The organism is Oribacterium sinus (assembly GCF_963537195.1).
Classification (GTDB): Bacteria; Bacillota; Clostridia; order Lachnospirales; family Lachnospiraceae; genus Oribacterium; species Oribacterium sinus_A.
Map to the genome: position 1 here is coordinate 14,650 of NZ_CAUTEG010000025.1, position 12,434 is coordinate 27,083.

General features: G+C 46.4%; 10 protein-coding genes. All 10 read right to left on the bottom strand.

All coding sequences use genetic code 11. The annotated features are described in order from the left end of the window. Positions 1-63 precede the first annotated feature (63 nt). On the bottom strand, positions 64-1,083 hold the full coding sequence (locus tag RYL27_RS04665; protein WP_314965572.1) for a flagellar hook-basal body complex protein: 1,020 nt from the start codon (positions 1,081-1,083) through the stop codon (positions 64-66). Between the two features lie 129 nt (positions 1,084-1,212). Next, entirely contained in the window at positions 1,213-2,109 is an 897-nt protein-coding gene (locus RYL27_RS04670; protein WP_314965573.1) for a flagellar hook capping FlgD N-terminal domain-containing protein, read from the bottom strand. 9 nt (positions 2,110-2,118) lie between these two features. Continuing rightward, positions 2,119-3,366, bottom strand: coding sequence for a flagellar hook-length control protein FliK (locus RYL27_RS04675; protein WP_314965575.1), 1,248 nt, complete (start codon positions 3,364-3,366; stop codon positions 2,119-2,121). A 14-nt stretch (positions 3,367-3,380) separates the two neighbouring features. Continuing rightward, positions 3,381-3,818 carry a flagellar export protein FliJ gene (gene fliJ, locus RYL27_RS04680; RefSeq protein WP_183682860.1) on the bottom strand — a complete coding sequence of 146 codons (438 nt, stop codon included), beginning with the start codon at positions 3,816-3,818 and terminating at the stop codon, positions 3,381-3,383. Between the two features lie 39 nt (positions 3,819-3,857). Further along, positions 3,858-5,168, bottom strand: coding sequence for a FliI/YscN family ATPase (locus RYL27_RS04685; RefSeq protein WP_308579550.1), 1,311 nt, complete (start codon positions 5,166-5,168; stop codon positions 3,858-3,860). Positions 5,169-5,171: 3 nt separating this feature from the next. Beyond that, positions 5,172-5,987, bottom strand: a complete 816-nt coding sequence (locus tag RYL27_RS04690) for a FliH/SctL family protein (RefSeq protein ID WP_314965577.1) — start codon at positions 5,985-5,987, stop codon at positions 5,172-5,174. Beyond that, entirely contained in the window at positions 5,974-7,002 is a 1,029-nt protein-coding gene (gene fliG, locus RYL27_RS04695; protein WP_242650897.1) for a flagellar motor switch protein FliG, read from the bottom strand. The genes RYL27_RS04690 and fliG overlap by 14 nt, the downstream gene beginning before the upstream one ends. A gap of 4 nt (positions 7,003-7,006) precedes the next feature. Then, on the bottom strand, positions 7,007-8,680 hold the full coding sequence (fliF, locus tag RYL27_RS04700; protein WP_183682851.1) for a flagellar basal-body MS-ring/collar protein FliF: 1,674 nt from the start codon (positions 8,678-8,680) through the stop codon (positions 7,007-7,009). Positions 8,681-8,705: 25 nt separating this feature from the next. Then, on the bottom strand, positions 8,706-9,023 hold the full coding sequence (fliE, locus tag RYL27_RS04705; RefSeq protein ID WP_007156882.1) for a flagellar hook-basal body complex protein FliE: 318 nt from the start codon (positions 9,021-9,023) through the stop codon (positions 8,706-8,708). Between the two features lie 594 nt (positions 9,024-9,617). Further along, positions 9,618-11,303 carry a methyl-accepting chemotaxis protein gene (locus tag RYL27_RS04710; RefSeq protein ID WP_314965580.1) on the bottom strand — a complete coding sequence of 562 codons (1,686 nt, stop codon included), beginning with the start codon at positions 11,301-11,303 and terminating at the stop codon, positions 9,618-9,620. Between the last annotated feature and the right edge of the window lie 1,131 nt (positions 11,304-12,434).

Here is a 12,434-nt window from a genome sequence, read left to right on the forward strand (position 1 = left end):
TTTTTCTTCTTTTCAGAAGCAATCTATTCTGTTTTCCAACTCAGGAAAGCCTTAGCTTATGTTTTATCTCTTCATATTTACCAGTTCCTGAAGAACTTCATCAGATACGGTAATGATCTTGGAGTTAGCCTGGAAACCTCTCTGAGTGGTAATCATGTCAGAGAATTCCTTTGCCAAGTCAACGTTGGATGCTTCCAAATATCCTGCCATCAGGGTTGGGGTGGAACCCTCACCGGGCATGGTTGCGGAAATGTATCCTGTGTTATCTCCTACTCCTGCATTAAAGGTGTTGTTTCCTGCCTTGGTCAAACCTTCCTGGTTCTGGAAGGAAGCAACTGCCACCTTTCCTAAAACGATGGATGTGGATGTAACCTGTGCAGGTGCTCCACCGATTCCGGGAGTCTTGTTATCAATAATTCCCTTAACAATTCCGTCTGCACCGATTTCTACGGACTTCAGCTGTGCGGCAAATCCTGTGAACACAGGGCTACCAGTTAAAGCTACCGCTCCGGTATTGTCCGCTGCCGGTGCACGAAGGGCAACCAGCTTCTTTCCGCCGTCTCCGTACTTGGTAGGCTCTGTCAAAGAGTCAGGCTGGAAACCGTATACGAAGTTGTGGTTTGCATCTACGATATATCCGTTTGCATCTACAGAGAACTGACCAACACGGGTATAGGCGAAGTTGTTCTTCTTCATCTCTGCGGTTGTTGTCTTTGTATTTGCAGGATCCAGGGTAACTTCCTTATTGGATGCGCTGGTTACAAAGAATCCGGATCCGTTGATGGAAGCATTGAAGCCTCCTACATAGGATGGTGTACTGGAAGTAAAGTCAGTGGCAATTGATCCGGTTAAGGAACCGTATCCGTACTGAGCGGGGTTTGCACCACCGATGGTGGCATTACCGCTGGCTTCCTGCTTTCCTCCTGAAGAAGTACTGGATGTCTGATACATTGTATCCTTAAAGCTATATCCCTGAGACTTAAATCCGAAAGTGTTAACATTGGCGATGTTGTTACCGATAACGTCTAACTTGTTCTGATGTGCTCTCAAACCTGCTACTGCAGAATCCATTGCTCTTAACATATATTCTTGTCCTTTCCTCAACTAGTGAGTTTGAAAAATGAATGGCGCTTTTTGCGCATTTGAAACTTACTCCTTATTATCGGCTAAGTTTCTCAAATCTATAAAAGAAATAAAAATTAAATTTTAATTTTAATTGCTTGCAGAATGAGCTGCCGCTTCTCTTTCCAGGATAGCCACATGGGGGCCAAACTCTGAGGAGCTTGCGCTGCTTGATGCTACAGCAGGGGGAACGGAGCTTCCTGCCGGATTGGCGCCAGCTGCTGTTCCTGTTGTTGCTGTAGTAGCTGTTCCGGCTGTAGATACTGTTCCTGTTGTGCTTGATGCCGAAGCGCTGCCTGTTGCAGGGCTCGCTGTAGAGGCACTGCCTGTTGTTCCTGCTGTACTTGCACCGGCAGTAGAAGCTGCAGCTGCCGGTGTAGCACTTCCTGCTGTTGCTGCGGAAGGGCTGGCTGTGCTGCTGCCTGTGGAGCTTATTGCGCCGGCTGCTGTTGTGCTTACACCGGCTGCTGTTGTACCTGTACTTGAGCCGGGTGCTGTTACAGCCGAACCGGTGGTAGTAGCCGCTGCAGCTCCTGCCTGACGTACCATCAAAAGACTTTCCAAAGGATAGTCTGTAACATCTCCCTGTAAACGGAAGCTGGGTTCATCTCCCGTAAGGTTTACGGAAGCAATTACGCCGGATTTTTCCTTAGGCGCATTGGGGTTTGCTTTTTGCTCCGCCTCCGGAACCTTTGCGGAAACGTCTTTACCGATTAAACCTGCCAAATAGCTGGTTTTGGTCAAAGCCATTTCCTGCTTCATATTGGTGGTCATGGTTCCTAAGCTTTGTACCATGGCCATCTGTGTCATCTGCGCCATCATCTCGCTGTTGTCCATAGGACTGGTCATGTCCTGGTTTGCAAGCTGGGCGGATAAAAGCTTAAAGTAGCTCTCGATGGATAATGTATTTTTATCATTTGACTTCGCGCTGTAAGTCGCCTTTTCATAGGGACTGGTTGCGGAAGAAACACCTTGAATTTCTGCCATATCTTCTCCTTATTGGGCTAGTCCTAGACGCATTCTTTGCAGGAAGCCTTCTGCATTGTCCTGCTGTGCGCGTTCCTGTTGTTCCCTCTGACGACGCTCCGCTTCCTCTTTGTTTTCGGAATTGGATTGTCCCTGCTGATGGAAACTCGGAGCATGCTGCTCCTCCTGTACCACAATCTTGGTGAGTTCTCCTGTTTTTTGCTCCAGGATTCTTCCCATATCCTCGGCACCGGTCTGTAAAAGATGCAAGGTCTTGGGATTTTCCGCGGTAATGACAATGTTTGCCTTGCCGCCGCTATAGTTGACTTTTACGGTAATTTGTCCAAGATTTCTGGGTTCTAACTCAATCTTGATTTCGCCATGCTGAAGTTCCGTCTTATTGGATAAGAACTCCGCCACATCCTCAGGAAGCTTCGCTTCAGAGCTATGTAACACGGCTTCTTCCCGAACCGGTGCATTAACCGGCTCTGAAAGCTTTTCCTGACTTCCCTGTAGGGAAAGATGTTGTCCGGTATGCTCCAAAACAGAGCCAAGCTTTTCTTCTTTTCCGAACTTCTTTTCTTCCACTCTTTGAGAAAGCTTCTCTTCCAAACGCTGAGAAGGAATAACATTTTCCTCCTCAGGCGCTTCCACAAGGGACTTGTCCTCTACTACGGAAGCTCCCTCTTTGAGCTCTACAGTCTTAGTTTTTGTTGCGTCCTCGGAATCTTCCTTTATAAACTCGGAAAAATCCTTTTTTGTCGCATTTTCCGCTAAGACCGGAGTTTCTTCCTTTCCTTCAGGAAGAACGGTAACAAGCGCGCTTTCTTCTGTAAGCGGAATGGATACCGGTCCAGCTACTGCCGTAAGGTCGGAAACCGCTTCAACAGCACCTTCCTCGACCGCAATCTTGATGTCTGCCATCAACTGATCTTTTTGGAAAAGAAGCTGCTTTTCGGAAACCAGGCTTGCCGCCTTTTCTCCCTGTAAGCTGTCCTTCTCCTCGGTCTTTGTCTCTTTCTTTTCTGTCTTCTTCTCTTCCTTTTGAAGCTTTGCTTCCTTAGGGTCTTTTTCTATACTGTTCTGTTCTGTTTTTTTCTCACTGTTTTCTTGGGATTTGCTTTTTCTGTCTCCCTCATTCTTCACTGTATCCTCTTTGGAGGAGCGAAGAAACGCATTAAAGTCAAGGGAAGCTTTGTTGTCTTCCAAGGACTTCCCCTTGTTTAAGTCTTTTCCAACGGGAAAGGCTTGACTTTTTTGAATTGTCATCTCTGCCATATACTCTCCTGTACCTATGCCTTCATTGCGTGAGAGACGAATTCCTCGATAAACTGTTCCTCTGCCTTCTGTCCTTGAACACGATACTCCTCAAGTTTTTTCTCCTTAAGTTTCTCGAAGGCATTGGTGTCTACGTTGGCCTTAATCACCTCTCTCTTCTTTTCTTCGGCAATAACGGTACGTCGGATAAGCTCATCTTTCTCTTTCCCTATACGTTTTTCCATTCGCTCGATGCCATTGACATACATCATAATGGTTTCAATGGAAGCGCCTTCCTGCTTCACCCGCTCAAATTCCTCTTCGTAGTGAAACAACTCTTCCTGAAGGCGATTGATCAGACTTTGCTGATTCAAAACTTCCTGCTGCTTAATGGCATACTCTTCCTTCACCTTGTCTAAGACTTGAAGCTTAAATTGATAGACTGTTTCCAAACTGTACTTGAATTTTTTCAATTTGGTTCCCGCCTTTCTGCATCTTAAAATTTAATTGCCTTATCCAATATCGGTAATTTCCTTCATTTGCATAACCGTATCTTCGTAAGAAAATGCTTCTCCTGTTCCCTGCATCAAGAAATCATTGATGGCGGGATACTTGTCTACAGCCTCATCCAGCTTGGGATCCGTGCCCTTTTTATAAGCACCGATAGCGATAAGATCCGCATTTTTTTGGTAAAGTCCCAGAGTATTTCTCATTCTGCTGGCATATTTTTTGTGCTCCTGGGATACCAGCTCTGCCATCAATCGGGAAATGCTCATACCGATGTCGATAGCAGGATAATGGTTTTCCGCCGCCAGTGCACGGGACAGCACAATATGTCCGTCCAGGATACCGCGGACCGTATCCGCAATGGGCTCGTTGGTGTCGTCTCCTTCCACCAGCACGGTATAAACGCCGGTGATGGAGCCCTTCTTAAAGGCGCCCGCCCGCTCCAGTAAACGGGGGAACTCTGCATAAATCGAGGGAGTATAGCCTCTGGCAATAGGAGGTTCTCCGGTAGCCAGACCAATCTCTCTTTGAGCCATGGCAAAACGGGTTAAGGAGTCCATCATTAAAAGCACATCCATGCCCCTGTCCCGGAAATATTCCGCAATGGTTGTGGCCACAAGAGGGGCTTTTAAACGAAGCATGGCAGGCTGGTCAGAGGTAGCTACCACCAGTACGGTACGCTTCATTCCCTCTTCTCCCATATCCTTTTCCACGAATTCCAAAATTTCTCGTCCACGCTCTCCCACAAGGGCGATGACGTTAATGTCGGTTTTTACATTTCTGGCAATCATGCCCATCAGGGTAGACTTACCTACTCCGGATCCGGCGAAGATGCCGATACGCTGCCCCTTACCTACGGTGTTTAAGCCGTCAATGGCCTTAATCCCGAAGTGGAGTCTCTCTCGAATAGGCGGTCTGTCCAAGGGGTTCATATAGGAATTGTTTACGGTATAGAAATCACTCTCCGGAAAGGCTTCCCCCCCATCCATGGGATTTCCCTGGGCATCAATGATTCTGCCCTTCAAAAAATCCCCCACAGGAACACGAAGGCGCCTTCTTGTATTCCGTACAAAGGCGCCTGATGTGATGCCCACGGAGGTCTTATAGGTCATAAGCTGTACCCGGTCTCCCTTGAAGCCCACGACTTCCGCGGCCACCTGGCTTTCCGTCTCATCACTATAAATCATGCAAATATCTCCGATACTGGACTTTCCGGTACCGGAGGCTTCCATAGACATTCCTACGATATTCTCAATTTTGCCGATATTCTCCACGGTATCCATCTTCTTAATCGTGGAAAGAATATTTTCATACATCCCTTACTCACTCTCTTGGGCATCCAATCGTCCCAATCTCTCCCTTAAATTTTCCATCTGGGTGTCGATGCTGGCATCCACAATCTCATCCGGAGTTTCCAGAATCAGTTTTCCCGGTTCCTCCTTCTCCACAATCACAAACTTGATGTTGTCGGAAATCTGGCTTAATTCATTGGCCACATCTCCGTCAGTCTCCACCAGCATTTCATAATCCAGACGGTCAATATGTATTTTTAGCCATGCAGTCTTCTTGATACGCTCCGCCTCTTTTAAAATCATTCTTCGAATAACTTCTCCGGAGGAACGGAGGCTTACCAAAATAACCTTTTCCGCCACCGCAATAGCCACATCCTTTAATTCATCCATATAGCGGTAAAGACGCTCTGTTTTGGCATCCTCCACCATACGAAGGCAGCGGTTCATGTCCATTCGGAAATTTTCCATTTCCTCCGCATGCTCCGCCATAACCTTCTCCTCGGCCTCCGCCTTTCCTGCCTCTAAGCCCTTTTGAAAGCCGGCCTGATAGCCCTCTTCCTCCGCCTTTTCCTTTAAAAGCTGAGCTTCCTTTTCCGCCGCATCCATAATTCTCTGGGCTTTTTCCAAAGCCAAATGCAGCAAGGTCTCATGGTAGGGGTCCTCTGCCTTTGTTTCCGGAAGAGAAAGAGCATCTTCCGGCTCTTCCTCCTCTTCTTTATCTTCGGAGGAAGCAAATTCTTCCATTTCCTCCTCTTGAATTTCTTCCGGCTCTTCCAAGGTCTCTAAAAAGGAGGAAAGCTGGCTATTGCTAGCCGAGCGAATCACTTTTTTAGACGAGAACATTGTCTTCATCGCCTCCCTTATTAATGATTACCTCTCCCTTATCCTCTAAGAGACGAATCAGGTTAACAATACGCTGCTGTGCCTCTTCCACATCCTTCAAGCGGACATTTCTGGAGTTCTCCATATCACTCTTAACGGTTTCCGCCATACGCTTGGACATGTTATTGAAGAAGATCTGCTTCATCTCTTCATTTGCGGTCTTCAAGGCGAATACCACATCCTTGGAGTCACAATCCCGGATAAATCTCTGTACAGAACGATCGTCCATGGTGAGGATGTCCTCGAAGACAAACATCTTGTCCTTGATATCTGCGGAAAGATCCGGGTCGGTAACATCCAACTCGTCGAAAATCTTCTTTTCGTTACTTCTGTCAATGTGGTTCATCACATCCGCTACGAAGTCAATACCGCCCAGGTTCATATTGTCCTCACTGGTGATAATGGTATCGAACTTCCGCTTCATCTCTTCTTCCACGATGGAAATGGCTTCCGGGGAAACTCTGTCCATCTTTGCCATAGCCATAACCGTAGGAATGCGCTTTGCCTCCTGCAGGTTCTCCAAAATCTGGGCTGCCTGCTCAGACTCCATATAGGAAAGAATCAGGGCGATAACCTGAGGACGCTCGTTTTGAAGCAGGGATAACAATGCCTTGGGATCTCCCTTTGCAAAGAAGTTAAAGGGCTTGGAAGCCAAGGTCTGGGAAACTCTGTCCAAAAGGGATTTGGCCGCGGATTCTCCGAAGGCCTTTTCCAAAACCGCCTTGGCATAGTCCATTCCGCCGTCTGTCATCATCTTATGGGTAAGACAAAGACGGTAGAACTGATCCAAGGTTGTCTCCACCATAGAGTTGGTGGTTTTTCCCATTTTCGCCACCTCAAAGGTTAACTCCTCGATATCATGCTCTCCCAAATACTTGTAGATCTGGGAGGCACGATCGGAGCCCAGGGACACCACCACAAGGGCAGCTTTTTGTTTTCCTGTAAGCTTTGGGACAAAGTCCTGATTTTCATCGATGGGTTTAGCTTGTTTTTCTTGTTGATCTGTGCTGTTTTCTGCCAAGGTTTTGCTCCTCTTCTCTCATCCAGCTTTGAATAAGCTTTGCCACTACCTGCGGGTTCTGATCCGTAAATTCGCCGATACTCTTCTTCAGCTTCATGCCGTGAGCCATCTTGCCCTCAGCAGTCAGCTCATCTTCATCAACTTCCTCTACCGGTGTAATTTCATCCGTAGGCTGCTCTATACTGAGTGCTGCTGCATTTTCCATTTCTTCCTGTGCCAACTTCTTCAGCTTCTTCTTCTTTCTTCCACGAAGAATCAAAATCAACAGAATCAAAATCAGTAAGAATGCGGATACCGCCGCTCCGATCAGTGCCCACAACGGGAACTGGTTCAGGAGAGTCTTAGGCTCTTCTGCCGGCTTCTTCTCCTCTGTAGTCTGTTGTACCGCGGTCTTATTCAGAGAACGAAGAATAGTAATCTTATCCGCCGCCTCATCCCGCTTGATTCCCGCAGCATCCGCCACCAGGTTAATCAAATCGCTTTCCGGAATACTGTTGTCATCCGTATTGATGACAATCGCCACGGAAGCATCCTCCAAAACACCGGGAGCAATTTCTTTTTGCTCCTTTAGCACATTGTAAAGCCACTCTCTGGTCGCACTGGAGTTGGAATAATTATCCGTAGTCGTAGCCGTTCCGTTTTGGGTGGTGTATCTTGGGGTGTCCGCATTGGCATCCGCCCCGGCAACACCGGCAGCGTTTTCTCCGCTGTTTCCGGCATTTTCCCCGGCCACCTCCTCATTGCTCAGTAAGCCTCTTTTATCTGTTGCTTCCGTTTTTTCCGGTACGGTGTACTGGGTGTTCTCCTGAATCAGCTTCGCCATATTCAGGGTTCCCTTTACGGAAACCGCCAGGTTTTCTCCTCCGTAAATCTTTCCCAAAACCCGTTTAATATTGTTGGCAATATTGTTTTCCACCGTGGTGGTCAGATTTGCCATACTGGTTCCGGAGCCGCTGGCACTGTCTCCTGCGTCTGCTGCCACCTCTTCCATGGTACCCGCATCAAATACGGAGACATTGGTAAAATTCATTCCCTTTACCGACCTTGCAATAAGGTTTTTAATAGCTTCCGCATTCTTTTCGGAAAGACTCTGTCCCTCCTCCATGGTCACCACCACACTGGCACTGGCCTGTACGGGATTGTCCTCTTCAATAGCGTAGGTCTGGTCCGTACCCTCGGCGATTGTCACCTTGGCGTCCCGCACCCCGTCAAAGAGGCGAATGGTCGCCCCCAAACGATCCTGTAAATCATACAGGGTATATTGTTTTTTATCGGACTCGGTGGTCATAAGACCGGAGTTTCCGATATACATGTCGTAAGCAAATCCCGACTTCGGGTAGCCCTTGGACAAAAGCTGTGCTCTTAAGGTATCCACAGACTCGGAGGGCACCTTTAAGGCTCCGGACTTTCCATCATAGAGATAGGGGACATTCTGTTCCTGCAAAAGAGAAACAATCTGCTGAGCCTCTCCCTGACTTAAGGAAGAGAACAGGGTCTGATATTCGGTTTTCTGCCCTCTTGCCAAGAGGAAGACGGCAACGGCAATAACCACTACGGTAATTCCCGCAATGATGCCTAATAATTTTTTTGATTTAGCAGACAGATTCTGCCACATTTCCTTGAGCTTTTGCACCTGCAAACTCTCCTATTCCTGATCCTTATAAATTGATTTTCATCAATTCATTATAGCCTTCCAACGCCTTATTTCTGAGTGATACCAATAAATCCAAACTGATTTGCGCCTTCGCCTCCGCAATGGGTAAGCTGTGGGCATCGGATAATTGTCCTGTAGCCAGGAGATACTGTTTGTTTTCCACATCCAGCTGGCTGGTCTTTACATTGTCAATGGCGGAACGAAACACGTCCTTAAAAAGTCTTGCACCTTCTGTTCCTCCTACCTGAGTTCCCTGGTCAATGCTCCCTACACTTCCAATCTTCCAAGATGATAAGGGACTGATGAAATCTGAAACGTTCATCCTTTTTCCTCCTAAATACAGTAAACGCGGATTCACTTCTTAGCTCTTCCCGAACACTTACGGGAAATCTTATTTTCTCCCAAAAGGAAAAATAAGCACAAGAACTGAATTTACGATTTTTTTAATATTAAATCCATGGTACTATAACAAACTGTTTCTGTAATGACAAGTCTCTGTTTTCCCCTTTTTTTCCTGAAAATCTTCGCATTTTCTTATGAAAAGGAAGGAAAAACTTAATTTATAAAAAAGCTGCTTGTCCTTTACATTTTTACTCATGAAAATAGACAAATTCTCCCCTGAAAAAGCAGGGAAAATTTGTCTATTCTTTTTTTGCCATTCTTTTTTCCATATGCACTCCTTTCCCAATAGAGCAAGGGAAAATAAGGCCTTTCCTCCTTTTCCCCTGTTCTTTCCGTCCGTTTCGTCCAAAGGCTATGCTTTTCCTTATTTTTCCAAAGCCTTAAAAACGCTCCTCTTCTTTTCCAAGAGGAAACTCCCCTTCTTTTCCAAGAGGAGTTTGCCTGTATATTCTTATAATAATACCGCTATTATATAGAAGATATCTTTTTATTTCTACATAATTAACTATTTCTTTTAAACCTGAATACGGGAAATCATCTCCTTCAGAGAAGCCGCATTCTCATTCAAGTCCTGGCTGGAAGCGGAGCTTTCCTCGGAAGTGGCACTGTTTTGCTGTACCACCTTGGAAACCTCTTCCAATCCCTTACTTACTTCAGAAATGGATTTCGCATCCGTTACCATGGAACCGGCAATTTCGCTTACCATTTCCTTACTCTTCTCAGAGCCGTCCATAACGTCTCCCAATGTCTTTGCGGCGTGGTCCACGATATTCACACCCTTCTTCACCGCATTGATGGTGCTCTCAATCAGAACAGAGGTCTCTGCCGCTGCATCCGCGGACTTTCCTGCCAGATTTCTGACCTCATCCGCTACCACGGCAAAGCCCTTACCGTAAACACCGGCTCTGGCTGCCTCGATTGCTGCATTTAATGCCAAAATATTGGTCTGGAAAGCAATGTCATCAATGGCCTTGATGATACGCTCTACCTGATTGGACTTATCCTCGATTTCCTCCATAGCCAAGAGCATCTCGCCCATCTGCTGGTTTTCATCGGAAATCTTCTCGGAAACCTCTCCGAAATAGCTTTCTACATTGCCCGCCTTCTGTGCCTGGGCACTGATTCTTGTGGAAAGCGCATAAATGCTGGCACTTAACTCCTCCAAGGTGGAGGCCTGCTCTGTAGCACCCTGAGAAAGGGCTACGGAACCATTGGCAATCTGCTCGGAACCGGACTCAACATCCGCCGCCACCTGATTGATGGAGCCGAAAACATTCTTCAAGTTCTGGTTAATTTCCCGATAGGACTGTAAAATGCTGGCATAATCCGCCACATACATATTTTCATCCATGGACTGTACCGCAAAGTTTCCTTTGCTCATCTCAGATAAAACCGCACAAATGTCGGTAATAATCTTCTTCAATTCCCCGGAGAGGGCGGAGAAATCGTCCACCATCTCTCCCAGCTCGTCGCTTCCGATATACTTCTTATTGAAAGCAATATTTAAATGACCGCTACGCATCCTTTTGATTGCCTTGGAAACCGTACCGATTCTTCCAGTAATATCTCTTTGCAGCTTCAGGAAGGCAAAGACGTAAAGAAGAATTACGAAGACAAAGACCACGCCCAAAAGCAAGCTTTCCTTAGACCGCATATCCTTGGCCTCCTGAATCTTCGCTTCAGAGTGCTCATCGGAAAGCTTTCCTACAGCGGAAAGGGCGGATACAAAGTTCTCGGAGGTTACCGCATTAAAGCCCTGTTGATAAAAAGCAATCGCTCCCGCCGTGTCCCCCTTATCCAGCATATCCAGAAGGGCATAGCTGTCCTTCTCCAAAGCATCCATTGCAGTGGAAAGGTTTGCTAATAAGGTCTTATCCTCCAGAGTATTTTCCAGTTTGGAAAGCCTGTCTCGCATATCCTTGAAACGACTGTCAAAATCCTCTCTCTGCTCCTTTACCGGATTGTTGCTAGGATCATACATGGCCAAAAGTAAACGCTTATTGATACTCTGGATATCCTTTCGCATACTCATCTGCGACTTCATGTTGTCATACTCAATCTGCACAAAGTCATTTACCATCATGTCACTCATCTTCAAAAATGAGAATTGTGCCAAGCCGATTAAGAGTGTAACCATAATCGTCATGAGAACCAGTGTAAAAATAAACTTACTACGCAACTTCATATCCTTATAAGACATACTTCTTCTCCCTTACTTCTCTTCCCTGTCTTTTTCTCTTTCTTCCAAAAGAGTTTTGTGAATCAATGCGGCGATACTATCCTTATAAATCTTTCGGATGCTCACCAAAATATTTCCCTTTTGCTCGAGCTCCGAGGGTTTCAGGCTGACCATCAAAACCATGGTGCCCCCTCCGGGATTCTTTGCCAGGAAAAAATCTTCCTTAGCAAATTCACTTTCCCTAATCCTTTTGTTCTTTTGCAAAAAGCGGAAAAACCGTTTGCTTTCTTCTTTGGAAAATACCTGCCCTGCAAATTCTTCCAAAATTTTTCCTTCCATAGAGAAGGAATAAGCCCCTTCTTTTTCATAGAGGATTTCCGCAGCGCCTCTGCCCGGGTCGGTCAAAAGCACAAGCTCATAGCCTCGGTACAAGTCCTTGACTCTTTCCATCATTTTCTTCTGCTTCAGCTTTAAGAAATTTCCCTGAAAAACCTGCAAATTCACAAGGTAGGCATTTCTCCCCGGAATATGGCTGATTTCTCTACCCCGAATGGCGAAAAAAGCATCGCCTCCCATGGTGTCCAGTCCGGTATCCAAGCCCTTGGACAGGTCATCAAAAAAATGACGGATACTCCGATAAATCTCTTCTTCCCTGTTATTGAGAATCTCCTGGGCTACGCCGGAATTTAAACCTTCCATAATGGACAATTCCCTTTCAAAGGAGGGATTTACATAGAGAAACTCCACTCTATCCCCCATTCTCTCCACAATGGCCAGAGGAAAGCCTTCTTCCTCTCCGCCATCCTCTTCCTTTCCGCTATGGAAGGAGCTCGTTCCCATAAGATTTACATTGCCAAGATCATCGTTGTACCTTCTCTTCCAGGCCGCCTCAAAGGGAAATCCCTTTTCCCTACATTGCATAATACTTTCCATGTAGGGGGCGGGCTTTCCGATATAGTAGCCCTGCAGCTTCTCACAGCCGATTTCCCTTAAGAATTCCAGCTGTTCCTCCGTTTCCACACCCTCTGCCAAGGTGCGAATGCCGATCTTCTTTGCCATATCCACGATGGAGCTGACAATTTTTTTGGACTTCTCATTGAATTCCAGATCGGAAGAGCACACGTCTGAACTCCAGTCACAGCGATAGATCTC